Annotated in this window: 18 protein-coding genes and 2 tRNA genes; 10 read left to right on the top strand and 10 right to left on the bottom strand. The window is 47.0% G+C overall.

Going from position 1 to position 25,998, the window contains the following annotated elements:
• Window positions 1-233 precede the first annotated feature (233 nt).
• The 6 genes from O9334_RS07650 to O9334_RS07625 all read left to right on the top strand — a co-directional run bounded on the left by O9334_RS07650 (window position 234) and on the right by O9334_RS07625 (window position 4,861).
• Entirely contained in the window at window positions 234-392 is a 159-nt protein-coding gene (locus O9334_RS07650) for a hypothetical protein (protein WP_190380145.1), read from the top strand.
• 2 nt (window positions 393-394) lie between these two features.
• Window positions 395-1,909, top strand: coding sequence for a cryptochrome/photolyase family protein (locus O9334_RS07645; protein WP_287999776.1), 1,515 nt, complete (start codon window positions 395-397; stop codon window positions 1,907-1,909).
• Window positions 1,910-2,063: 154 nt separating this feature from the next.
• Window positions 2,064-2,753 carry a lecithin retinol acyltransferase family protein gene (locus tag O9334_RS07640; protein WP_045359911.1) on the top strand — a complete coding sequence of 230 codons (690 nt, stop codon included), beginning with the start codon at window positions 2,064-2,066 and terminating at the stop codon, window positions 2,751-2,753.
• A gap of 90 nt (window positions 2,754-2,843) precedes the next feature.
• The gene (locus O9334_RS07635) at window positions 2,844-3,080 is read left to right on the top strand and encodes a hypothetical protein (RefSeq protein ID WP_041804354.1); all 237 of its coding nucleotides are present in this window, start codon (window positions 2,844-2,846) and stop codon (window positions 3,078-3,080) included.
• Between the two features lie 82 nt (window positions 3,081-3,162).
• Entirely contained in the window at window positions 3,163-4,326 is a 1,164-nt protein-coding gene (locus tag O9334_RS07630) for a GuaB3 family IMP dehydrogenase-related protein (protein ID WP_045359907.1), read from the top strand.
• A 193-nt stretch (window positions 4,327-4,519) separates the two neighbouring features.
• The gene (locus O9334_RS07625; protein ID WP_045359905.1) at window positions 4,520-4,861 is read left to right on the top strand and encodes a DUF760 domain-containing protein; all 342 of its coding nucleotides are present in this window, start codon (window positions 4,520-4,522) and stop codon (window positions 4,859-4,861) included.
• A gap of 152 nt (window positions 4,862-5,013) precedes the next feature.
• Here the strand turns inward: O9334_RS07625 and O9334_RS07620 are convergent, their stop codons facing one another.
• The 3 genes from O9334_RS07620 to pedR form a co-directional block, all read right to left on the bottom strand.
• Window positions 5,014-6,867, bottom strand: a complete 1,854-nt coding sequence (locus tag O9334_RS07620; RefSeq protein ID WP_287999775.1) for a DCC1-like thiol-disulfide oxidoreductase family protein — start codon at window positions 6,865-6,867, stop codon at window positions 5,014-5,016.
• A gap of 350 nt (window positions 6,868-7,217) precedes the next feature.
• A complete protein-coding gene (locus O9334_RS07615; RefSeq protein WP_045359901.1) occupies window positions 7,218-7,769 on the bottom strand; it encodes a TolB family protein in 552 nt (183 codons plus the stop codon).
• Window positions 7,753-8,034: a photosynthetic electron transport-dependent transcriptional regulator PedR gene (gene pedR / locus O9334_RS07610; protein ID WP_045359900.1), complete on the bottom strand. Its 282-nt coding sequence runs from the start codon at window positions 8,032-8,034 to the stop codon at window positions 7,753-7,755. The genes O9334_RS07615 and pedR overlap by 17 nt, the downstream gene beginning before the upstream one ends.
• Window positions 8,035-8,389: 355 nt before the next feature.
• Here pedR and hisA point away from each other — a divergent pair, with 355 nt between their 5' ends.
• A complete protein-coding gene (gene hisA / locus O9334_RS07605; RefSeq protein WP_045359897.1) occupies window positions 8,390-9,151 on the top strand; it encodes a 1-(5-phosphoribosyl)-5-[(5-phosphoribosylamino)methylideneamino]imidazole-4-carboxamide isomerase in 762 nt (253 codons plus the stop codon).
• On the opposite strand, the gene O9334_RS07600 is transcribed toward hisA, so the two are convergent.
• From O9334_RS07600 to O9334_RS07590, 3 genes are all read right to left on the bottom strand, one after another.
• A complete protein-coding gene (locus O9334_RS07600; RefSeq protein WP_045359895.1) occupies window positions 9,148-10,917 on the bottom strand; it encodes a beta-barrel domain-containing protein in 1,770 nt (589 codons plus the stop codon). The two genes, hisA and O9334_RS07600, sit on opposite strands and share 4 nt — an antisense overlap.
• Window positions 10,918-11,092: 175 nt before the next feature.
• Window positions 11,093-14,062, bottom strand: coding sequence for a peptidase domain-containing ABC transporter (locus O9334_RS07595; RefSeq protein WP_287999774.1), 2,970 nt, complete (start codon window positions 14,060-14,062; stop codon window positions 11,093-11,095).
• A 75-nt stretch (window positions 14,063-14,137) separates the two neighbouring features.
• Window positions 14,138-14,923, bottom strand: a complete 786-nt coding sequence (locus O9334_RS07590) for a peptidylprolyl isomerase (protein ID WP_045359891.1) — start codon at window positions 14,921-14,923, stop codon at window positions 14,138-14,140.
• 433 nt (window positions 14,924-15,356) lie between these two features.
• On the opposite strand from O9334_RS07590, the gene O9334_RS07585 reads away from it, so the two are divergent.
• From O9334_RS07585 to O9334_RS07575, 3 genes are all read left to right on the top strand, one after another.
• Window positions 15,357-15,441, top strand: a tRNA-Ser gene (locus tag O9334_RS07585).
• Window positions 15,442-15,547: 106 nt separating this feature from the next.
• On the top strand, window positions 15,548-16,063 hold the full coding sequence (locus O9334_RS07580) for a GNAT family N-acetyltransferase (RefSeq protein WP_045359889.1): 516 nt from the start codon (window positions 15,548-15,550) through the stop codon (window positions 16,061-16,063).
• A gap of 40 nt (window positions 16,064-16,103) precedes the next feature.
• A tRNA-Pro gene (locus tag O9334_RS07575) sits at window positions 16,104-16,177 on the top strand.
• Between the two features lie 354 nt (window positions 16,178-16,531).
• Here the strand turns inward: O9334_RS07575 and O9334_RS07570 are convergent.
• The 4 genes from O9334_RS07570 to rpsT form a co-directional block, all read right to left on the bottom strand.
• Window positions 16,532-20,587, bottom strand: a complete 4,056-nt coding sequence (locus tag O9334_RS07570) for a DNA-directed RNA polymerase subunit beta' (RefSeq protein ID WP_045359886.1) — start codon at window positions 20,585-20,587, stop codon at window positions 16,532-16,534.
• Between the two features lie 209 nt (window positions 20,588-20,796).
• Window positions 20,797-24,108, bottom strand: a complete 3,312-nt coding sequence (rpoB, locus tag O9334_RS07565) for a DNA-directed RNA polymerase subunit beta (RefSeq protein ID WP_045359884.1) — start codon at window positions 24,106-24,108, stop codon at window positions 20,797-20,799.
• Between the two features lie 179 nt (window positions 24,109-24,287).
• On the bottom strand, window positions 24,288-25,067 hold the full coding sequence (locus O9334_RS07560) for a TatD family hydrolase (protein WP_045359882.1): 780 nt from the start codon (window positions 25,065-25,067) through the stop codon (window positions 24,288-24,290).
• 50 nt (window positions 25,068-25,117) lie between these two features.
• Window positions 25,118-25,411, bottom strand: coding sequence for a 30S ribosomal protein S20 (rpsT, locus tag O9334_RS07555; RefSeq protein WP_002737368.1), 294 nt, complete (start codon window positions 25,409-25,411; stop codon window positions 25,118-25,120).
• Window positions 25,412-25,998: the final 587 nt, after the last annotated feature.

Below are 25,998 nucleotides of genomic sequence, written 5' to 3'. Positions count from 1 at the left end.
GTTATCAGTTATCAGTTATCAGTTATCAGTTATCAGTTATCAGTTATCAGTTATCAGTTATCAGTTATCAGTTATCAGTTATCAGTTATCAGTTATCAGTTATCAGTTATCAGTTATCAGTTATCAGTTATCAGTTCACTGAGAAAACTACCCACACCCCACACCCCACACCCCACACCCCACAACCCACACCCCACAACCCATCCCCTTTTTGATTTTTGACTTCAAGAAATATGTGGATTATTAGCAAAAAAGTCGGGGTATTTACCCATTATTTAACCTCTACTGGAACATTTACACCTACCATGGACAAAGCCAGTAAATTTTCTGCTCGGGAAATGGCGGATATTATGGCTAAAAAATACGGGGGAATAGTAGAGGCCATGAGATAATTATGACCATTGGTATTTGGATTTTAGGGGATCAATTATGGACAGGACAAGCTGCCTTAGCTAATCGTCAAGGCTATTCACAGGAAACGCCGGTTATTTTAATTGAATCCCACACTCATATTCGACAAAGACCCTATCATCAGCAAAAATTAGTTTTAATCTGGTCGGCGATGCGTCATTTTGCCGAAGAATTAAAAACTTTAGGATGGTCTGTCACCTACGAAGTTGCTGAAGATTTTGAACCGATTTTATCTGCTTGGATTAAACGATTAGGCATTAAAGAATTACAGATCATGATGCCTAATGATTTGCCCTTTCTTAGATTAATTAAAAATCTCAATTTAGACTGTGCTATAACCCTAATTGATAATAATCACTTTCTCTGGACAAGGACAGATTTTAATAATTGGGCTAAATCTCGTAAAAGACTATTACTAGAGGATTTCTATCGAGAAAGTCGCAAAAAATGGCAGATTTTAATCGAGGATAATCAACCCATAGGAGGACAATGGAACTTTGATAAACAAAACCGTAAACCGCCCAAGGATGGATTAAAAACTGCTGCTCCTCTTTGGTTTGAACCCGATGAAATTACCCTTCAGGTTATCGCTGATGTGGAAGCTTTAGATATTCCTAAATATGGAAAAATCAAACCTTTTCGCTGGGCAGTAAACCGCAGACAAGCTTTACAGGTTTTGGAGCATTTTATTACTAATTGTCTGCCCAACTTTGGACCCTACCAAGATGCGATGGTAACGGAAGAAGAAACCCTCTGGCATTCCCTATTATCTCCCTATCTTAATCTAGGATTACTAACGCCGTTGCAAGTGATTCAATCGGCAGAAATTGCCTATAAAAAAGATAATTTAGCCCTGAATAGCATCGAAGGATTTATCCGTCAGGTGTTGGGATGGCGGGAATATATGCAGGGAATTTATCATTATTTGGGAGAAGATTACGCTAATCGTAATTGGTTTGAGCATCAACAACCCTTACCGGCTTTCTTTTGGGATAGTAACCAAACCGAGATGAATTGCCTCAAACAAGTATTATCACAGGTGGAAAATACTGGTTATGCCCATCATATTCAAAGATTAATGATTTTGAGCAATTTTGCCCTAATTTTTGGTTGCTCTCCCCAAGAGATTGAAAACTGGTTTCATAGTGTTTTTATCGATGCCTACGATTGGGTAATGCAGACTAATGTACTGGGAATGGGACAATTTGCCGATGGGGGAATTCTCGCCTCTAAACCCTACGCTTCCTCTGCCAACTATATTGATAAAATGAGTGATTATTGTCGGGGTTGTGTGTATAAAAAAAATGAACGAGTCGGGGATTTCGCCTGTCCTTTTAACTTTCTTTACTGGGATTTTTTGGCACGACATCGAGAAAAATTAAAGTGCCAAGGTCGAGTTAATATGATTTTAGGTCATCTCGATCGAATGTCGGCAGCTGAACTTAATCAAATGCGCTGCCAGTCCAACCAATTAAGAGCCAAGCTGTTGACTATCTAAATTACTCCTTAAGCAAAGTTACCCAGCAAATTACATTTTATTGGCTTCTATACTTTTGATCGCAATCTGGGATATTTTGATTAAAATTAAGATTAATAACCAGAAAAACTGGCTCAATAGACAATCTCCTTGTTTACTTTATCACTAAAAAAACATGGCTAGAGGGGATCAAATATACGCCTATCGAGAATTGCTCAATCTTCAGGGTGTTTATGCTCATCATGGCATCGATTGCGGTGATGGTAGCGTCATTCATTACCGAAAACCGAGCGAGATTGTGGAACGAACTTCCCTAGAAACCTTTGCTAGGGGCGGTAAAATCTATGTGGTGCGCCATGTAGAGGTGGGATTTTCCTTTATCCCCGATGTGGTGGTAGAAAGGGCTCTAAGTCGTCTGGGGGAACAGAAATATAATCTTCTTTTTAACAACTGCGAACATTTTGCCACTTGGTGTAAGACCGGTATTAGCAAAAGTCAACAGATAGAAGAATTTATCCCGATTATTACCCATTTACAAGCGGTGGGACTCTACGAACCTCTGAAAAAATCCCTCATCGGAGCCGACCCCAACAATGCCCAAACCCTGTTAAAAGGGGCTTTAAGCAGTCTTAAGGTCAGTTGGGATGAAATTCAACCCCAGTACAAAAAAGCCATTCAAGAAGCAGAAACATGGAATCGAGTAGCGATCGAAGCTTTAAGCAGAAATCGCGATGATTTAGCCCGGGAAGCCCTGAAACGCAAGGTAGAAGCCAAAAAACAGGCAAAACGCCATCAGGAACAATTGGATCAACTAGCGGCCATGACCGAAAATGTTCTTAAAAGTCTGGTGATTGCTAATGGTTAGTCTGGATGTCAGTAAACTGTTCAGTATCTAACCATCTGCCAATTGCCTCGGTTGATTCCCATCCACATCAGGTAATTTTAGTTGCTCGCTATGGAAATCTGGATTATTTTACGTTTTTCAATCGCCGCTGCCATTATCGCTTTAGTTTGCTGGTCTTTAGCCAGTGCCGTGCGCGATAGTTGGCAAGTTGCCCGACGGATGCACTCGATCCCTTGCTCCCACTGCCGCTACTTTACCAACGATTATCGCCTCAAATGTAGTGTACAACCCAGGAGCGCCAACACCGAACAAGCGATCGACTGCGGCGATTATTTTCCCAGGGCCTAGTCAGCCATAATACCGAAAAGTTTTTCGAGATGGTGCGAAATTTGCTAGTCTAGGCTAAATAGGTCTGAAATAGTATAGAAACGTGGATACAATTATTGGTCGGGGCAAAACAGCCCGTAGAGCTTACGGTATCGATGAAATCGCACTTGTACCCGGAGTGCGAACCCTCGATCCTAGTTTAGCCGATACCCGTTGGTCTCTCGGCAATATCGAGCGGGAAATCCCGATTATCGCCAGCGCTATGGATGGGGTGGTCGATACTAAAATGGCCGTCCTCCTCTCCGAGTTGGGGGCGCTAGGGGTACTAAACCTCGAAGGTATTCAAACCCGTTACGAGGATCCTAACCCGATTCTCGATCGCATTGCGGCGGTCGGCAAAGCAGAATTCGTCGGTTTAATGCAGGAACTCTACGCAGAACCGATTAAACCGCAACTAATCGAGCTTCGTATCCAAGAAATTCAAGAAAAAGGCGGTATTGCGGCAGTTAGCCTCACCCCTGCCGGTGCCGTCAAATACGGTGCCATCGTCGCCCAAGCAGCGGCCGATATTCTCTTTGTCCAAGCAACCGTTGTTTCCACTGCCCATTTATCCCCGGAAGCTATCACCCCCCTCGATTTAGTGCAACTGTGCCAAGAAATGCCCATTCCCGTGGTTTTGGGTAACTGCGTCACCTACGAAGTCGCCCTTAACCTGATGAAAACTGGGGCAGCCGGGGTTTTGGTCGGTATCGGTCCGGGGGCCGCCTGTACTTCTCGCGGCGTTTTAGGAGTGGGAGTTCCCCAAGCCACTGCCGTGGCCGATTGTGCCGCCGCTAGGGACGATTTTTTCCAAGAAACCGGTAAATACGTCCCCGTTATTGCCGATGGCGGCATTATTACCGGCGGTGATATCTGCAAATGTATCGCCTGTGGCGCCGACGCGGTGATGATTGGTTCTCCCATTGCCCGGTCCGTGGAGGCCCCCGGCCGCGGTTTTCACTGGGGTATGGCCACACCTAGCCCGGTTCTACCCCGGGGGACCCGGATTAGTGTGGGCAGTACGGGAACTATTGCCGAAATCCTCGTTGGACCGGCAAAATTAGATGATGGTACTCATAACCTCTTGGGGGCGCTGAAAACCAGTATGGGGACTTTAGGTGCTAAGAACTTAAAGGAAATGCAACAGGTGGAAGTGGTGATTGCTCCTTCGCTGCTGACGGAGGGTAAAGTCTATCAAAAGGCCCAACAGTTAGGTATGGGTAAATAAAAGTTATCAGTGAACAGTGATCGGTTATCCGCTTCTCGGGACAGTTTTTGATTTTTGCCGCAGATGGATTTTCTGCTTGGGATGACCATCCCCTTCAGGTTCGGTTCTACCGACTCCCACTATCTCAAAAAACTGTTAAATTGGAAGAACCAAAAGGATAGTTTATAAAAAAATTGAGTTAAGGAGATCAAAGGTGTATAGAGAAAACGATCGCCCTCACAATTTATTCGGTACCGATAGTGAATTTTCTGAGAGTTTGTGGCAGTATGTCCAGACCCTAAGTCCAGAAACAATCGCCCAACTCTCGAAACCGGAGTCCCAAGAGGTTTTCCAGGTGATGGAACGCAACATTATCGGACTTTTGGGCAACCTTCCCTCTGAACATTTCGGGGTCACTATCAGTACCAGTCGCGAACATCTGGGCCGGTTATTGGCCTCGGCAATGATGAGTGGTTACTTTCTCCGCAATGCTGAACAGAGAATGAATTTTGAAAAATCCTTCGCTACTCTCCAGAGCGGTTCTAGCGATGTTTAAAGTTGAGCGGTAGTTAGTGGGAAAGGGAAAAAGAGGCAATCAGATTTTAGTTATTTGTTGTTTCATTAATTAGCCATTTTTCTGACAAACATGACAAGATAACTTTGATCTGACTAATAACTGATAACTGATAACTGATAACTGATAACTGATTAAAGACAATTTTGCTGCCAGATTAGCTCTTTTTCGATTCCCTGTTTTTCTCCGGGGGGGACAGTCCTTTCCCGCATAATATAAAGTTGCAGGGATTTAATCTGTTGATCCCTACTGTGCTGCTGATTCCAGTTTTGACAGAGATACTGACCAAACTCTCCATAAACTGACCGACCGATAGCTCGATTAAGATTAATAAAATATACTCGCCACTGCATGGTTTTATACAAACGATTGCGATCGCTATCCGTGGGTTTATCCCAAATTACCGGCTGTCCTTCTCTAAATATATCTACCGTGGAACCATCGGCTAATTGACTGACTGCCACAAACCAAGCATCATCGCGAGGGGGACTAGGGGAGAAAATAGTCCAATACTGGTCTAAACGAGTTATTCTTGCCAGAATATCAATTGTATTAAAAGTACGACGGGTGAGCAAGCGATCGAGGGATTGAATTAGAGGTGTATTTAAATCGCCCCTATCGACCGATTGCCGGACAAAACTGCGTAAATTCCAGATGCTGGCCAACAATAAGAAGAAAATTGCCAAAATATTTAAGGGTAAAGAGGATTTAATCGTCAGGGGACGAAACTTGAGAGGTTTGGTGAAATTGCCCATAAAACGACGATGGGAGGCAATCCACTCATAAATTCTCGTTCCCAGGGTCATGAGGGGCGGTAAACGCAAAATTGGCGCTAAAAACCAGAAAATTGGCGAAAGACTGACAATATAAACCACTGCTGACCATTTAAACCGACGTTTTCCCTGCCAATCTTCCACCACCCAAGAATTTTGGGACACCATATCCTCGTATATTGAGGGGTTATCCTGAGCGACTAACAGGGGAGTGCCGGGTAAAATGAGAAAAGTGCGGAGAAGATGAACAACTTTCTTGCAAAATCCACAATCTCGATCATAATTAATCCTTAAACCTTCTCTTTCTGGGTTTCTTATCCGTTTTTGTCCCCAATCCCAGACTAAGCTAGGGATAATGGGCAACCAATGGGTAACACTCAAGAAAGGGAAAACCCCTAAATGTAGAATCAGTGCAAAAACCGTATGCAAGAAAATAAAGAAAACTACGGCGATTATTTTAAATAAACTATTGCGAAAGGGAACAAACATCAAGAGCGGACCGAACCATTCAAAGCCTAGGGCTGAAATTGTTAGGAATTTGAGGAATTGCTGCGGTAAAGTCAGTAAAAAACTCCCCAAAGCGGTAGCGTATTGATCGTAACTAAGAGAGTAATAAACGGCTGTACCGTCGGGCCACCAAGTCTCACTTTTGAGTTTAAAGACCACTGACCACATATAGATGTAACACACCTGTATCATAAAAGCCACCGTGGCGGCCGAAACCACACGCTTGGGTAAAGGGTTGGGATTGGTGTTTAAGGCACTTTCCACGGAATAACAGGCACCAAGGGGTAAAAACATCGCCCAGAATAATACTGCCCGGATTACGTCATCGGCGGCAAATAGTAACAGGGGGTTGCGATGATGTAAAGAGACGATTAGCGCCCAAGTGGCGATCGTGGCTAAACGGGTATGATAGCCAATTAAAAGCAATAATGCGATCGCTATGGCCACAATAAATAGGATACTCTGCACCAGCACCGAGTCACTGAGAGCAAAAATAGACCAGTAAAAAGGACTAGCAGAGACTTTCGATAAGCTTCCTAGTGGTAAAACCCCTAATTCGCTGTAATGGGCGGTTAATTGGCTAAAACGAACCGATAAATCTACTAAAACCACTAACGCCAAGGCAATGCGAAATAAAGCCAGCGATCGCAGGTCAAACCCGAAAATCTCTGCCAGTCTTTGTCTAAATGATTTTGTCATTATCGCCATAGGATGATGATTCCCTCCACTTCTTCAATAAACCTACTTTATACCAAGTAAAAAGGCCAAAGGCAAAAGAAAGCTGTCGGCCTTGTCAGTTATCAGTTATCAGTCATCAGTTATCAGTTATCAGTTTTGAGTATTAACCTGTATTATTCATGAAAATTTGGGAAAATACTCAAAAGCCTTGCTCGGAAAATCATTCAGGGATCTAGCTAAAAAACAGACTGTTTTTTGAGACCCTCTCATAATCAGGGTTTTGGCAATTGGTGAATAATTCAGGTTAAGTGTGCATCATCAAATGGCAGTAACAGCGCTGTCTTTTCACTGATTACTGATTACTGTTTACTGATCAGTGATCATCGAGACGGGGAAGAATTGATCGGGGGTAAAGAAGGAGAAATTTCGCCACCTCGATCGAATATTTCCAGATTCCATTGACCGAAACGATTACTTTCAAAAGCAATGAAACGACCGTTACCACTAATCGTCGGACGACGCACTTCTCCTAAAATATTGTCGGTGAGATTTTTTGCTTGCAGAGTTTGTCGATCATAAATATATATATCGGGTTTACCGGACTGTTCCGATACATAAACAATATAACGACCATCAGCACTAATATCCGGTTGATCTTGATAGGTTTTTGCTTGATTTAACCCCGGTAGGGGAACTAAACGATTAGCCACTCGATCGAATAAATAAATCGTTCGTTGACCCCTGCGATCGGAGGCAAAAACCAGATAACGACCATCGTAGTTAAAACGGGGATTATCTTCAGAGGAAGGGGTATTTAAAGTATTTCCTAAAAGCTGTTGGGGAGGGGTGACAAAACCCGCATCACTACATCCCCCCAGACTGATGATATTAACCGCAAGCAAAAGTCCCAGAAGTTTAGGAAACCTGATCATCGGTCGGCGCTGGGGAAGGAAGAATACAACAATTAATATCATCCAGACAAACTTTACCCCAATGCAATGCCCAACGCACCAATTCCACCCGATTATCGGTTTTTGTTTTTGTCAAGATATTACTAATATGATTATCAACGGTACGCTTACTAATCTCTAGCTTTTCCGAGATTTCTTGATTAGTTAAACCATTAGCCACTAAATCGAGTATTTCTAGCTCTCGATAGGATAATGAAGCGGCTGTTTGAAACTTCCCAGCAGACATGAGTATAATTCCTCTCGTATATGTACTTATCATTCTAGAAGAATTTTTTCCCCTAGGAATCGATTAATATTCTGAAGATTATCTATAAACAACCAGAAATAGCTAAAATAGCTGGCCAAGGGACCCCTCATACTAAATCCTGTTTAAAAGGTATAGGAAAGTGGGAAGTGGGGAGAGGGAATTATGAATTATAAATTATAAATTATGAATTGGGAGCGGGGAGAGGGGAGAATAAATAAAGGCAATCTCCTGTCTCGGAGTCTCCTGTCTCCTGACGACCGACTCCTGACTCCTGAATTCTGACGGCTGGTACTATATAATAAAAAACGCTCCTTAGTTAGATATTGAGAAAAACATGGAAGTTATCCCCGCTATTGATATTCTCGATGGCAAATGTGTGCGACTTTATCAGGGAGATTACCAACAATCGCAGGTTTTTAACGATAATCCCGCAATAGTGGCGCGAGAATGGGTCAATCAAGGGGCAACCAGATTACATTTAGTTGACTTGGATGGAGCCAAAGAGGGTAAATCGGTTAATTTGTCAACTATTGAAACAATTCTTAATGATATTGCCATTCCCGTACAGGTGGGGGGTGGACTGCGAGATCTAGAAACGGTGAGTAATCTCCTAAAAATCGGGGTAGAAAAGGCGATTTTAGGGACAGTAGCCGTAGAAAAGCCAGAATTGGTCAGCGAACTTTGTCAAAGCTTTCCGGGGCAAATAATTGTCGGTATTGATGCTCGCGATGGCAAAGTAGCCACCCGGGGTTGGTTAGAAACTTCTGCGGTAGATGCGATCGCTCTCGGTCAAGATATGGCAAAAAGAGGAGCCAGCACGATTATCTACACTGATATTCATCGAGATGGCACGCTTTCTGGCCCTAATCTGGCGGCTTTGCGAGAATTAGCCGAATCCGTCGAAATTCCCGTCATCGCCTCTGGGGGCATTAGTTCTCTGACGGACTTACTGAGTTTATTGTCTTTGGAACCTTTGGGAGTAACGGGAGTAATCGTGGGCCGCGCTCTTTATACCGGTGCAGTTAACCTCTCGGAAGCGATTAGCGCCATCGGATCGGGCCGTTGGCAGGATCTACCCCCGAATTTTTTCGCTTAACGGACTTGTTTGAGAGTATCCACCTGTTTATTGAACATATCGGTAAATAGTCCCAAAACGGTGCGATTTTCATTGACTTTGATGTTCACGCTCACGGACATCCCCGATTGCAGCGGCAGAGTGGATTTATCTTTCAAAACTAACTCTTGACTGTTCAAGCGTACCCGGACTGGGAACCGATAAAAACGGTGATTTTCATCGGGAGGTAAAGCATCGGAACCGATAGAGATTACTTCTCCTTTAATATCGCCGTATTCACTGTAAGAAAAGGAATCAATACGAATATCGGCTTTTTGTCCCTCGCGCACAAAACCGATGTCTTGGTTAGTCACGTCCACCTCTGCCACTAAACAACCTTTAGCAGCATCTTTGACTTGGGTGGGACAGCCATCGGGAACAAGTTTTAATAATGCTTCCGCTTGACTTGGTTGGGGAACAAACCCGGGCCGGGCCTTGAGATCGAAGACCACACCATCAATCGGGGCGGTAATTTTTTGATATTTAATCGTCTGTTGTGCTTGACTAATTTGACTGTCTAGTTCAGCAATGCGCTTGTTGTTATCAATGATAATGCGACTGATCTGACTATCGATTTCAGCGATCCGTTTGTGATTGTCCGCCATTTTATCGCGCACATCTTTTTCCGTGATTACCGTGGTATTAATCAGCTTTTCTCGCGCTTGGGAGATCAACAAGGAATAACGCTTTTCTTCCTGTTCCAAACGGGAAATTTCGGCGATGCGGGTTTGTACTTCTTTCTCTTGTTTTTCTCGATCGATTTTGCCGTTAGCCTCTTGCTGCTGCAGTTCATTTTGACGGTCGGTGACTGATTGTTTTTGTTTATTAATCTGATAACGGGCGATCGCACCTTCATCCCCCAAGGGTTCAATATCTTTGAGAATATTACGCTCGATATCCAAGCTTTCTTGGCCCTGTTTCATCGCATTGCCATTACGAGTTTTAATTTCTTCAAGGACGAGACGATCTTTGATTAATTGCGAGCGGGCATCGGCCAACTGTACTCTGGTTTGGGCCAATTGTTTTTCTAATTGTTCCATTTCCAATCTAGCGGCCGCTTGTCGAGAATTGGCCTCCCGTCGGGCAGCCCCTAAACGGGCTAATTGATCCCCTTGTAAAGCAGAGCTAGAAGCACCTTCACTGACCTGTGCTTGATAAAGTTGATTTTCCGCCACTAAAGCGGCACGATTACGGGCTAAATCGGCGATTTCACTCGGTAATTTTAATTGAGCGATCGAACTCTCCACTTGTGCCGGTGTCAGATCCTGCGCCATTAGGAGACGATAGAATTGATTTTCCTTCTCGGCAGTGGTGCGAATTGTTCTCAACGATTCTAACTGCACTTTCGAGGCACTGGAATCCATTAAAACCAGTAAATCACCTTTGTTAACTCGATCGCCGTCTTTAACTTTAACTTCCTGTACTACCCCATTCACCGGTGCTTGTACTTCTTGCACTTTGCCCTGGGGTTTAAGTTGTCCTTGGGCGCCCACCACCTGCTCGATTTTGGCGAACGCTGACCAAATTAAAGCGGCAGTGGTGACACTCATTAATGTCCAGATAATCGTCCGCGACCAAATGGGCGATTGTTTCAGGATCACCGATTGTTCTGGTGGGCTGAAAGTGGGTAAAGAAGGGGTAATACTTTTATTTTTCGTGGTAGTGGCCACGTTTTTACCCGCTTGGGTAAGTTCATCGCTTTTACCGTTGCCGTTGCCGTTTTGACCGTTGTTAGAATTACCGTTCATAGGGATTCTCCTATATTTGTTGGGTGTTAGGGAAGTGGGGAGATGAGGGCGGGGAGAGGAAATTATCAATTATGAATTATGAATTGGGGAGAGGGTAGTGGGGTAGTGGGGATCATAAATAAAGGCAATCTCCTGACTACCGGCTCCTGTCTCCTGTCTCCTGTCTCCCGACTGACTAGATTTGCGAATCCTGTTGTTTATAGAGGGTATAGTAAAGGCCTTTTTTGGCCATTAATTCCTCGTGGGTGCCTTCCTCCGCTACTGTCCCTTTATCCATCATGACAATAATATCGGCGGATTTGATCGAAGCTAAACGATGGGTGATAAAGAAGACCGTATGATCCTTGAAAGCTTCTTTGAGATTCAGACACACTTGCCGTTCGGTGTTATAGTCGAGGGCGCTGGTGGCCTCATCAAGAATGAGAATTTGCGGTCTTTGCAGGACGGAACGAGCGATCGCAACCCGTTGTCGTTGTCCCCCCGATAGGGATGCCCCCCGTTCACCGACGCGGGTATTATAGCCATTGGGCAGGGTCATAATAAATTCGTGGGCTGCGGCTGCTTTTGCTGCCGAGACAATTTCCTCCACAGTAGCATCGGGGTTAGTCAGGGCGATATTTTCCTGTACCGTACCGTCAAATAATAGGGTTTCTTGGGGAACCATGCCGATTTGACGACGCAGGGAATAGAGTTCCACTTTGTTGATATCGTAGCCATCGATGAGAATCCGTCCCGATTCTGGTTCGTAGAGACGGGCTAATAGTTTAGTGATGGTACTTTTCCCGGCGCCACTTTCTCCCACCAAAGCGACAAAAGTGCCAGAGGGGAATTCTAAATTGACGTTGTATAGTTGCAGGGCGCCGTGGGGATTGAAGCGGAAAGCGAGGTTTTCGTAGGTGACATGGCCTTTAATTAAGGGCATGGGGATATTTTGGCGATCAAGTTCCGCTTCTTGGGGAGTATCGACGATATCGGCTAATCTTTCCAGCGATAAGCCGGTTTCTTGGAAGTTTTGCCAGAGTTGGGTCAAACGCAGAATCGGCGAGGTAACGTAGGAAGCGATAATCCGGAAGGCGATTAATTGACCAAGAGTGAGTTTTCCGTCTAAAACTAAGGCTGCTCCCACCCACAGCACTAATAAACCCGATAATTGGTTAAAGAAGTGACTAAAGGAACCGGCCAAAGTTGAGGTCATTACCGTTTGAAAACCTTCGGCCACATAGCGCGCATAACGCTCTTGCCACTGCCAACGGGAACGCAATTCGATATTCTGTGCTTTCACCGTTTGAATTCCCGTCATTACCTCCACGAGATAGGATTGGGTTTCGGCGTTTCGTTCGGCTTTTGCTCGCAGTTGTCGCCGCACGATCGGTGCGAAAATAGCTGTGGAGAGAACTAAAATCGGCACGACTCCCAAGGCCCAAAAGGTTAGGATCGGGCTATAGATCAACATAACCACGATATAGATAACCGAGAAAATGGCATCTAACACCACCGTCAGGGCTGTACCTGTTAAAAACTGCCGAATATTCTCTAATTCGTTGATTCTTGTCGAAATTTCCCCCACCGGCCGCCGTTCAAAGTATTTTAGGGGTAAGCGCAGCAGGTGATCGATAATTTCCGAACCGAGGGTCATGTCGATGCGGTTAGTGGTATCGACAAAAAGAGATGTTCTCAAAAAGGTTAAAATTCCCTCGAAAACGGCAATTACTAACAGGAAAACCCCGAGGGTATTCAAGGTTTCCGGGCTATTCTGCACAATCACTTTATCGATGATCACCTGAATCATCAAGGGATTGGCCAGGGCAAATAACTGCACGAAGAAAGAAGCGATAAAAACTTCTATTAAGACTCGTTTATGTTTCTTGACAGAAGGCCAAAACCATGATAGGCCAAAACGCTGTTGCTGGGTGTGTTTGGTGGGTTTGAGCAGAATTACTTCCCCTTTTTCGCCCCAAGATTCCAGAAATTCGCTGGTTTTGCGTTTAATTATCCCCCTTTGGGGAACAGCGATCGTGGTTTCCCGTTGATTAATTTCGTAGAGGATAACGATGGTGTCTTGCCAGCGAATTAGGGCAGGAGGGTTAATATTGGGCAAGGAAGAGGCATTTAGGGGTACTAATTGGCTATGGAGTCCCACTACCTCGGCTACAGCCCCACACAGAGGTAGGGAAAGGCTGCCGGTTCTTTGCAGTTGATCCGCTAGGATGCGTTGGATCACGTCCTTGCGAAAGGGGATATTAAAATATTTGCAGAGCATCTGAAAACAGGCACTCACCGCCTCTAATTCCGTTTTTCCCCCGAAAAAAGGATATGACTTGCGGTTTTTCTGGACAGTTTTTTCAACGGGGAGATCGCTGGTGATGTCGCTTATTTGTCCCTGGGGGATATCTAATACTTGGGTGGGTTTATTTCCTCTAATGACTTGGGTTTCCCAGATATCATCCGTTTCTGTTTCCGCGGCTGCTTCGGTTGCAACTGTCAAGAATTCGTCTAACTGAGCGGAGGAAAGACCTAATAAGCGGGTCTTAGTCGGATTATTTTGGGTGATAACTGTGCCGATAGGATAATTATCGCTATTTTCGCTGACTAACCAGAGATAATCATCGTTAATTTGGTCGTAGGACACACAAGCTTTGTTTAAAAGAGCCTGTGCAATTTCTTTGAGGTCTCCCCCACCCCAGGCCTGTTGATTGAGATAGGAGCCTAGGAGAGCATAAACTTCAGCGATCGAGGTTTCTTTAAAGAAATGTTCCTTAAATTCTGGGTAATTGTTGATTAAAGACCAAAAATCCTCTTCTTTTAAGGTTAAACAGATCGTGACTTCCGAAGAAGCGATCACCGTTTCACAGGGGCTACCGCGCAGAAGACTCATCCACCCGAATAAATCCCCCGGCTGCAATTTAGCCAAAGTGACCGGCAGCGGATTGTTTACCCTAGCATCGTAACCCAAAAGTCTGGCCTCTCCCTCGTAGAGAAGGACGAGGTGAGAGGGTAAGCGATCGCACTTGAGCATCGCATTGCCCATCTCATAGCGAAAGGGTTGTAATTTCTGGCCCAGAGAACGTCTAACCTCGACGGGCAGGCGATCGAAGGGCTGTACAGTCTCCAGAAAGGCGGTAAAATCTAAGGTGGTATAACTCATTAGCTAGGCGAAAATTGACTAGGTTGGCAAATAATTAGGCGAAAAGACTGGGTTTACCCGGTTTTCCAAGGAATGCTATATAACCGATAACTGCTCGCTATTAACTGGGGCTTGCCCTGAGCTTTGTCGAAGGGTTGATTCGGGGATAAATTTCACTGTTTGCATTTGAGTCATTAACCATTGTTGGAATAAATCATTGCGTAAGCGTTGACGGGTGGGAGTATCCAGTTCACAGGATAAGTATTTTTCTAACCGGACAATTACGACCCATTCTCCCACTTGCGTCGGTGGCCACAGTTGCCCCGGTTTACTAGCTTTGAGAATTTGCCCAATCTGGGGATGGGGGCTGCTCAGTTCCACCGGTCCGATTAGTCCTCCGGTTTCTGCTTCTGCTCCTTGGGAGTATTTTTTGGCTAGTTCAGCGAAGCTAGTTTCTCGATCCTGTATCCGGAAAAATAGTTCTTGGGCAATGCCGATATTTTTTGTCCGAATCAGGGAATAAACCACCTTATCCAATTGATTTTTAACTTGCAAGAAGTAGGATTCTACTTTGTTATCCCAAGTCTCCTGTTTAAATTTTTCCAATTTAATGTCCCGAAGAATTAGATATTCTAGTTGTTCGGAATTCATCCCGTTTTGTTGTAACCAAGATTTCATTTGTTCATCGTTGGCAATTTGATTATTTTGATAGAAACGGGAATAGGCCGCGTTTCTTTCTTCGGGATTGCAGGCGATATTGGCGATCGCTTGCTCGATAATTACTTCCCGGATTAACTGCGGCAACATACCATATTTTGCCAAAAGAGGCAAGACCTCTGACTCGCTAATTTTTTGGTCGCCGATTTCAATAATTGAACTCATAATAAATACATTTTCCTCACAGAACGGTTTAAAACTATCAACTCTAGAAGCTTCTAAATTTTATTGAGGTGATTATACGTCAAAACAGCAATTTCAAGGCACTCCTCCCTATTCTAATTTGAGTTTTCCCCCGTGAAAGCCGAAAATTACAGAAATTAAAGAAATAAGTCGGTCATCTCGGTGGGGGGGTAAGGGGAAGTGATCCTGGTCTGGCCGATAGGCCCGCCCAAAATCCTGCTCAGAAAGCCCTAATTACGCCTCTAATTGACTAGAATAGACTTCTTGCAGAAGTCGGGGAAGGGGGAAGGGGGAAATTTTAACCTTTAATCCTTAACCCTTAACCCGATAATATGCAGCCCTTTTCCCTACATTTGCGGAAAATTTTTTGATTTATGCAAGAGATGTAATGATAGGATATAGGTCTGACTGCCTTGGAGAGGTGGCAGAGTGGTCGATCGCGCTCGACTTGAAATCGAGTAACCAGCAATGGTTCGTGGGTTCAAATCCCACCCTCTCCGTACTCAACCAATCAAATTTGGACTCAGGTTGCCCGATTGTTCTTAGAGAGGGGAAAATAAAATATACTAGGCTAAAAGGACAATATTGAGGCAGTAGCCCCCCGGCATGGTTTTTTGGAAAAGATTGTTTAATAGCTCGGAAGTCACTGCACCACCTGACTATTCGGGAGACTTGGTAGAGGTTGCCCAGAACGACCTCGGACAGACGCGAGTGTTTTTTAGTACCGATCGAGAGCTAGATCTGTATGAGTTAGAAGAACTTTGTGACTCGGTAGGTTGGGCCCGTCGTCCTTTACGCAAAGTTAAAAAGGCGATCGAATGTAGTTTTTTAGTGGTGTCGATGTGGGAAGTGCGAGGTAATCGCCGTCGTTTAGTGGGTTTTGCTCGTGCCACTTCCGATCACGCTTTTAATGCTACGGTCTGGGATGTGGTTGTTCATCCTCACTATCAAAGTAAAGGCTTTGGTAAAGCATTAATGAAATTTATGATTAGGAAGTTGCGGGGTGAGGACATCAGTAATATAACTCTTTTCGCCGATCCGCAGGTGGTGGATTTCTATCGTCGTCTCGGTTTTGTTCTCGATCCCGAAGGTATCAAAGGGATGTTTTGGTATCCCGATTAATAATGCGGCTCTTAGGCTATACTAAAAAAGGAGTTTACTTCGGGATGTAGCGCAGCTTGGTAGCGCGCCTGCTTTGGGAGCAGGATGCCGCAGGTTCAAATCCTGTCATCCCGACTTGAGAGAAAATTCAGAAAATCCTTACTTTGTCTCCTTTCTGGTTGACAAAAAAGGCAGCCGTCTTTTATTGCCAAACTCAGGTGATACTAAATCCGTTGAGTATAGGCTACATATTAGGACAGGCAAAAGGCAAAAGGCAAAAGGCAAAAGGCCGTGAGATCAGCCGAACGGCAAAAGGGGCAATAGATAATCAGTCTTTAATAACCGGATTTAGTGTGAATTAGCCAGAAAATTAGGGAGTTTGGGGAGAGAAGCAGGAGATTTTTGGGGGATAACAAGGGTTTTTCTCTAGAAAAATTGCCCTTGCCTCCCCGTGTCTCCCGTTGCTCCTTGTAATATCTCGACAGACGATTATTCTTCTTCTTCGTAATCCTCCTCGAAATCGTCCTCCTCCCCTTCCTCATCAGCTTCTGACCAGCGATCGCTGATGGGTTGGCGACTAAAGCGACTGCTGCCGCGGGAAGAAAGAAAAGCCATCTCATCATCCTCTAAATCGACCACATCACCCTCAGCGTAGGCGCGAGCGGTTTGATCGTCAAGAATCATATCGCTATCGTCACTACTATCGCCGAAACCGGGACGAGGGGGCAAGCCGAGGCCGCCGGGGGGAGCGTAATAGCTACGATTGTTGTAGTTATATTCCTCCTCTGGGGGGGTGTAATCGCTGATCCCCGCCGTGTTTTCGTGGGAATTGAAGCCAGTACCCGCCGGAATCAGACGACCGATAATCACGTTTTCCTTGAGACCCCGTAACCAGTCGGACTTGCCTTCGATCGCCGCTTCGGTGAGGACGCGGGTGGTTTCTTGGAAGGAGGCGGCACTGATAAAGCTATCGGTATTCAAGGAAGCTTTGGTTATCCCCAGTAGTACAGGCGTATATTTAGCTGCCGCCCCACCGGTGATCGACATGGCTTCGTTGACCGTCTCCACCTGTCGCAGTTCCAACAATTCCCCAGGTAACATACTGGTATCGCCGCCGTCATCGATCCGCACCTTAGAGGTCATCTGACGCACGATCACTTCAATATGTTTATCGGCAATATCGATCCCTTGGGATTGATAAACCGACTGTACCTGATCGACGAGGAACATCTGGGTTTTTTCCAAGGCTTTCAGGGCCGCCTCGTAACTGCCCAGGCTATCCACATAATAATTAAAGAACACCTCTAAAATCTCGTGGGGATTAGCCTGACCATCGGTTAACGCCTGACCCACATCAATACGCTGATTATCGCTCACCAGAGGGTTTTGACTGCCTAAAAGCGGATATTCACTGATCGTACCGTCATCCTCGACCACCTTAATATCGACAATCTCAGAATCTTGGTACTCCACTTGACAAACTCCCGGTTTGCGTGCCAGGACACAAGCCTCTTTTGGTTTGCGGGCTTCGAGCAGTTCTTCGATTCTGGGTAAACCTTGAATGATATCCCCGGTTTTCGAGCGCTCAAACACCAACAGCACCAAATTATCGCCCCGTTGGACTAAATCCCCCTCATCGATGTGCAGAATGGCCCCCGCCGATACTCGGTAGGGTCGGGCGCTACGCAGACGGATTTCGTAGCCGGTGGCGGTTTTTTCAACGGCCAGCACTTGACCAGAATTGGGGGCTAAAACCCCGGCAGCGATCTCGGTTTCGGCGATCACCAGATCCCCAGCCTTGACGGTGGGAGCAACAGCCTTGCCCTGAGCTACGTCGAAGGGGAGCGGGAGAATAAACTCGTCACTGGTACGCACGATTAAAAGACGGCGCACCGCTTCGCTACCCTTGCGAATCCCGCGAATTTCTCCAGTTTCCTTACACTGAATCTCGGTTCGGGCCACCACTGCCCCCGGTGGAATTTCATCGCCATCTTGGACGAGAACGCGAGTATGAGTATTACCCCCTAAAGGATCACTATCACTATCCCGACGCAGCACCAGAGATTCGAGAATAACTAACTGTAAACGCTGACAATCGCTGTCCTCGCACCGCTTCGCGGATCCCTGCGGGATCGGTTCTAACTCGATATCGGCCGTCAGATGGGAGACCGATTCCGGTTCTTCGCTAGAAATTTCTAGGACTAATTGGGTGCTGATCAGTTGACAACCCTCGACGGATTTAACTCTTTCCCCGTCTTTAAAGAAAATGCGCTGCACCGATCGCAGTTCGATATGTCGTCCTCCTTCTTGGTTAGCCGAACCTTGGGTGGGAGAAGTGGATTGGTCCTGTACGGTGAACTCCTGTACCGGTCGCAGTAGTAACCCCAAGCCCTCGTTAGTTTCCACCCATTCCGCTTGCCGTAACTCCTCGATCGTGACTTCGGGAGTCAACTGTGTCCCGGGGTAAATTAACTGTTCTTGGGCAATTCCGGAGGATTCCGGTTCGAGATCCATAAATAACAGCCCCGGTTTGACAATGATCTCCCGGAGGATGTCATTTTTCTGGATAACTTCCACCACACCGCTAGAGTTACAGAAGATGTCTTTAACCACTTCTTCCCCTGCTTCCACATACTGCCCATCTTCCACCTGTAAGAGGGAGATATCTTTATTGACTTCGTGGGTTTCTTCGGGAATCCAGAGGATCGTGCCGCCTTTGGTGATTTCATAACCCTGTTTGCGGCTGCCTTTGGAGACTTCGATATCGACGTATTTAATCATCCCGCCGGTGTGGGTTTGATAGCGATCGTCGATTAACTCGGCGACAATGGCATGATTCTGTACTTTTGTCCCCGGAGTGGTTTTCAGCAGGAAGCGTTGACCATCGACCGTATGAATAATAAATTGTTCCCGACCGGCACTGCTTTCTACTTTTACTTCGGCCTGATCCAAAGACACGGAAGCGGTGACGATATCGATTTCCCGGCTATTGGGGGCTAAACGCACCAAACCGCCGTTAGTGGATACCAACTTAGTTTCCGCCAGAACATCCCCCACTTGTACTTGATCGCCGTTACTGACCACGGGTTCAGCCCCTGGGGGTAAGTTATACACTTCTCCGGAGAGAATCCATAGTAATCCCCCCCTTTGGGCGATGCGGGTGGTATTGCCTTGGCGATCGGTTTTTTCTTCTGGGACTAATTGGGAGAATAGCACCTCGCCGGCTAAGTCACTGGTTACGTCTTTTGTGGCTTTTTCCGTGGATTTTTGGACTTTATCGGAGGTAATTTCCGCTAGTAACTGTTCCTCGCTTACTGTTGCGCCATCGGTGACGAATAGCAGCGAACCCGGAGTCAAAGAGTAGGTGACAGTTTCTTTAGTTTTATCCTTGGGTGTTAATTTAATTTCCCCCGGGGCCTCCACCTGATCCCGTTCATCCCCGTGGCGAGTTCGCACGTTACGGATACTTAACCCCGGCAGAAAACGCACGGTTCCCTCGAAGGGACTCCGCACTTGCCGGGCCACTTCTCCGGTAAATACGCCACCAGTGTGGAAGGTACGCATGGTTAACTGAGTCCCCGGTTCCCCGATCGATTGGGCGGCAATAATTCCCACTGCTTCCCCCATATCTACCGGATGACCGTGGGCCAGACTCCAACCGTAACAGGTTTGACAAACCGAGCGGGCTGCTTCACAGGTTAAGGGGCTGCGGACTTTGATTTTATCGACGAGTAACCCTAGTTTTTCGGCGGTTTCGTCATCGATAATCTGGTTGCGTTTGGCGATCACTTCTCCATTGACCACCACATCTTCGGCCAGGGAACGACCTAATAGGCGATCGCTTAAGGGAATTAACACGCGATCGCCATCGGTCATGGCGGTTAATTCGATGTAACGATTGGTGCCACAATCGGCCTCGCGGACGATGACATCTTGGGACACATCGACGAGACGACGGGTCAGATAACCGGAATCTGCCGTCCGTAGGGCTGTATCGACTAAACCTTTGCGCGCCCCGTAGGAGGAAATAACGTATTCGGTAACGGTCAATCCTTCCCGGAAGTTAGTCTTAATCGGGAGGTCAATAATTTCCCCCTGGGGATTGGCCATTAATCCCCGCATTCCGACTAACTGACGCACTTGGCTCATATTACCCCGCGCCCCGGAGAAAGCCATCATATAGACGGAGTTGAGGGGATCGGTAACTTGGAAGTTGCGAATTACTTCATCTTTAAGCGATTCAGATGTACTATTCCAAGTGTCAATTACTTTTTGGAAGCGTTCCACTTCGGTGATTTCCCCGCGCACATAACGCTGTTCGGTTTGCCGGATTTCCTGTTCGGCACTTTCGATCATTTGTCGTTTAGCTGCCGGTACGGTTAAATCATCCACACTAATGGAAACCCCTGCTTTGGTAGCGAAACGAAACCCGAGGTTTTTCAATTCATCGGCCATTTGTGAACAGCGCGCCGAACCGTAGTTTTGGTAGGCCCAAGCGATCAGTTTTTTCAGTTTTCCTTTGTCAACAGTTTGGTTATAAAACATCTCGATCCGGGTAACAAGTAAACAGCTATTAGCTATCAGCCATCAGCCATCAGCTATCAGTTAGAAAAGGGAACAGGAAACAGGGAATAGGGAACGGGGAATAGGCAAATTTTTACTTTACTGTCCTTTTTTTTGCTTTTTCCTTGAAAATTCTCTCCTGTCTCCTGACTACTGACTCCTGACTTCTCACTGATTACTGATAACTGAAATTACACTTCCGATTCTTCTTCCTCAAGGTCTTCCGTGGTTAAGGATTCGTAGGTGGGGCGAGAGGGGGCGCGACGACCGACATCGACCATCAGATCCACCTCCACATCGCGGGAAGTACCATCGGGGGCATTTTCCACCTTATGAACGGCGATATCGAGGCCGAGGGATTGCAATTCTCGCATCAAAACCTTAAAGGATTCTGGCGTACCCGGGCGGGGAATCGGCTTGCCTTTTACGATCGCATTTAAAGCCTCATTCCGTCCTTGCATATCATCGGATTTTACCGTTAGCAATTCCTGCAAGGTATAGGCCGCCCCGTAGGCCTCTAGGGCCCAGACTTCCATTTCTCCGAAGCGCTGACCCCCCTGTTGAGCTTTACCGCCCAAGGGTTGCTGAGTAACCAAGGAGTAGGGACCGGTAGAACGGGCGTGAATCTTATCATCAACCAGGTGAACCAGTTTTAACATATAGGCCATACCGACGGTAACGGGACGGTCAAAGGGTTCGCCGGTGCGACCATCGTAGACGGTGACTTTACCGGCGTGTTCTTCCTTGAACACCCAATCGCGATTGGGTTTTTTCGAGGCACTTTCTAGCAATCCGTGGACGGTTAAACGGCTGGCTTCCTCCCCGTACATTTCGTCAAAGGGAGTAATCTTAAAGCGCACGCCCAGATTTTCCCCGGCCCAACCCAGTAAACATTCAAACACCTGACCGACGTTCATGCGACTGGGAACCCCTAGGGGATTGAGAACGATATCGACGGGGCGACCATCGGGGAGGTAGGGCATATCTTCCAGGGGCAGAATCCGAGAAATAATCCCTTTATTGCCGTGACGACCCGCCATTTTATCGCCCACTTGGATTTTGCGTTTTTGGGCAACGTAAACCCGCACCACCATATTGGCCCCAGGGGGTAATTCATCCCCCTGTTCGCGAGTAAATACCCGCACATCGACTACCCGGCCTTTTTCGCCGTTGGGAACGCGCAGGGAGTTATCCCGTACATCCCGTGCCTTTTCGCCGAAAATTGCCCGCAGTAGTTTTTCTTCGGGGGGTTGGTCTGATTCGCCTTTCGGGGTGACTTTCCCCACAAGGATATCGCTGGCTTCTACCCAGGCACCGATGCGAATAATACCGCGTTCATCGAGGTTTCGCAGGGCATCTTCACCGACGTTGGGAATTTCCCTGGTGATTTCCTCTGGTCCTAGCTTAGTTTGACGGGCTTCGATTTCGTATTTTTCGATGTGGATGCTGGTGTAGGTGTCTTGTGCCACCAGTCTTTCACTGATTAAAATCGCATCTTCGTAGTTATAGCCTTCCCAAGGCATATAGGCGACGAGGATATTCTGTCCGAGGGCGATTTCTCCTCCTTCGGTGGCGGAACCATCGGCGAGGATCTGTCCGGGGACAACCTGTTCACCTTGATAGACTAAAGGACGCTGATTTAAGCAGGTATCTTGGTTAGAGCGTTGATATTTCTGAATTTCGTACTCGATCTCGCTCTTGCCAAAAATCTCTTTGTCTTCATCCGCCACTTTGATGCGAATCCGGTTAGCATCGACGTAGGAAACGACCCCATTGGTACGGGAAACGATGACCATACCGGAGTCGCGAGCGGCCTGTGCTTCCAATCCGGTACCCACAAGGGGACGTTCGGGACGCAGCAGGGGAACCGCTTGTCGTTGCATATTAGAACCCATGAGGGCGCGGTTAGCGTCGTCGTGTTCGAGGAAGGGAATCAGGGAAGTGGCCACCGAGACAATTTGCACGGGGGAAACACAAACGTAGTCCACTTGTTCGGGGGAGGTGGTGGAGAATTCCTGCCGATAGCGCACGGGGATAGTTTCGCCCAGGATATAACCATTTTCATCGGTGGCCACGTCTCCCGGTGCGACTCTGAGATCGTCTTCTTCGTCGGCGGTGAGGTATTTAACGGGGAGATCGTAGCGGACTCGGCCATTTTCCACCGCGTAACAGGGGGTTTCAATAAAACCGTAGTCGTTGACGCGAGCGTAGGTGGCGAGGGACCCGATTAAGCCGGCGTTGGGACCTTCTGGGGTTTCCACCGGACAAATGCGACCGTGGTGGGAGGGGTGGATGTCGCGCACGGCAAAACCGGCCCGTTCCCGGGTGAGACCGCCGGGTCCAAGGGCGGAAATGCGGCGTTTATGGGTCAATTCCGCTAGGGGGTTGGTTTGATCCATAAACTGGGAGAGTTGCGAGGAACCAAAGAATTCTTTAATCGCCGCTACTAGGGGTTTCGGGTTGACTAGGGAAGCGGGGGTGAGGTTTTGGGATTCGCTGACGGTCATCCGTTCCCGAATGATTCTTTCTAAGCGGTTTAAACCCACTCGCACTTGGTTTTGTAGCAGTTCACCCACGGAACGGACGCGACGGTTGCCGAGGTGGTCGATGTCGTCGGTGTTGCCGATGTCAAATTCGAGGTTAATTAGGTAGTCGATCGCCGCTAAGATGTCGATGGTGGTGAGAACGCGCTGGTTATCGGGGACGTTGAGGCGTAGTTTTTTGTTGAGTTTATAACGACCAACGCGCCCGAGATCGTAGCGTTTATTGTCAAAAAAACGCGATTCGAGCAGTTGTTGTCCGCCAGTGACGGTGGGAGGTTCCCCGGGTCGTAGTTTGCGGTACAGGTCGAGGAGTGCCTCTTCTTCGCTGGGATTGCCTTCTTTGTCGAGGGTTTTTTGGTAGAATTCGGGATGGCGTAGGGAGTCAAAGATTTCGTTATCGCTCAATCCGATCGCTTTCAGGAGAACTTGGGCGGATAATTTGCGGGTTTTGTCGATTCTGACCCAGACTAAGCCGTTTTTGTCGGTTTCAAATTTTAACCAAGCTCCTCGATTGGGAATCAGGGAAGCGGAGTAGGTGCGGCGACCGTTTTTGTCGATTTCGGCTTTGTAGTAAACACCGGGAGAACGGACGATCTGATTGACGATGACCCGTTCGGCCCCGTTAATGATAAAGGTTCCCCGTTCGGTCATCAGGGGTAAATCGCCGATAAAGACTTCCTGTTCGATGTTTTCTCCGGTTTCTTTGTTGATTAAACGGGTGGGAACGTACATCTGAACGGAATAGCTGCTATCGCGTCGTTTGGCCTCATCGACGTTGTATTTCGGTTCTTTGAGTCTGTAGTCCTGGCCGAGGAAATGTAGTTCTAATTTACCTGTATAGTCGCTGATGGGGGAAAAGCTGTTCAGTTCCTCGATTAGTCCTTCTTCCAAAAACCACCGAAAACTGGAGTGTTGGATTTCGATGAGGTCGGGTAAGAGGTTAAAGGTAAGATTGTTCATAATGGTTACAAGGGCTGATGACACGATAGCGACGGTCGGATATCAGTGAGAAGTGAGGGGTTGGGCTTCGGCCGTGAGCTCAGCCGAACGGTGATGGGGGAGTAGGGGAGTGCCAGAGCGGGGAGAATAAATAAAAGCTGTCTCCTTTCTCCTTTCTCCTGTCTAATAAACTATGTTTTTTAACTGGGGAGTTGAAATAAGTGGCGGGCGTTGTGGGTGGTTTGTTCGGCTAGGGTTTCGACCGGATAGCCGCGCAGACGGGCGACGGTTTCGGCCACGTGGAAGACGAAGGAGGGTTCACAGGGTTTACCGCGGTGGGGATTGGGGGAGAGAAAGGGGCAATCGGTTTCGATCAGTAGGCGATCGCTGGGGACGATTTGGGCGGCAGCTTGCACGGTTTTACTGTTTTTGAAGGTGACGATGCCGCTAAAGCTGATGTAAAAACCCAAATCTAAAAACCATTGAGTTTCTTCGGGGTTGCCCGTCCAGCAGTGCATCACGCCGCGAATTTTGCCCACTTGTTGCCGAAAGGCGCTGATTTCCTCCCGCATGACCAGGGCCGCATCTCGACAATGGATAATCACGGGTTTATCGAGACGATGGGCGATTTCTAATTGCGTCCAAAAGACCTGTTTTTGCTGCTCTTGATTATCCGCTTTATAGAAGTCTAAACCCATTTCCCCGATCGCCACGACGCGCCGATCAGATCGGGCTAGGGATTCGATCTGATCGGCACTATTGTCTCGCCATTTTTGGGCATCTAGGGGATGTAAACCGACGGCGAAGGAAATTTCCTCGAATTGATCAGCAATGGCTTTAATCGATGCAAACTCCTCCGGTTCGACACAGGAGTGAACCAGATGAACGACTCCCACACTTCGCCAACGTTCGGAGATAGCGGGCAAGTCGGCTTGCAAAACGTCAAAGTTCAAATGAACGTGCGTATCTATTAATTGCATCGACCCCCGATCGCTTGTTGCGTCTGTCCTGATTACAGCTTACTTGTTTCTTAGGAAGCTTGGCTAACTTTTTGCAAAGCTTTGGCTAAACCAGCTTTTTTTCTAGCGCCGTTGTTCCGGTGCAAGACGTTGCGCTTGACGGCTTTATCGATTTTACTGTAAGCTTCCGATAGAGCTTGTTGGGCGCTTTCTAGCCCTTCTGGGCTGGGGTTGGCTCCGTAGGCCGAGACAGCGACAAGACATTTTTTGATCAGGGTTCTTACGGCTGACTTGTACGCTTTGTTGCGGAGACGATTTCTTTCGGAGATTTGGACTCGTTTGAGTGCAGACTTTGTATTAGCCACAGTCGTTTCTTGTTCTCAATACTGGTATGGTTAATCGGGACACAGACAAACCATAATAACAGATTTGTGCTATTTGTTGCAAGAGTTTTCAGGACAAGATTGGGGCAACCCCAGAGACGGGGAAGGATTGCGGGTTAAAGGGACTGCCACACCTGAATTCAGGTTAAGGCGATTTTGCCATGACCGTGCCGATAACTAGGGTTTGCGGCAAAAAGTTTTTCGTGGGGACAGGGTGTGGCCCCCCCAACCCCCCCGACATCGGGGGGGTGGGGTGTAGGGTGTAGGGTTTTACCGATTTTGAGGAGGTCAATTACCTAATTTTCAGGGAAAAAGTCCCGGAATTTTCCCCCCGATCACTCCCATATCTGGTACTTTTTGATTGACAAAAGGTCTAAAAGTGTTACCCAACAAGGTTTTCAGATTTATTCAGCAAACCCTAACTAATCGCCAAACTTGTCCTAAGGGGCTAAAGTGTGCTATAAGCAGTCAGACCCTGCCCTGGTCTTTATTCTTCCCGATTAGGTAAATTACTGATGACTCAACCGAAACGCGCCCTGATTACTGGCATCACCGGTCAAGATGGTTCC

Source organism: Microcystis sp. LE19-8.1F (genome assembly GCF_027531715.1).
GTDB classification, from domain to species: Bacteria; Cyanobacteriota; Cyanobacteriia; order Cyanobacteriales; family Microcystaceae; genus Microcystis; species Microcystis wesenbergii_A.
Note: the sequence above shows the minus strand (reverse complement) of the source record. Positions and strands in the feature narration are given on the sequence as shown.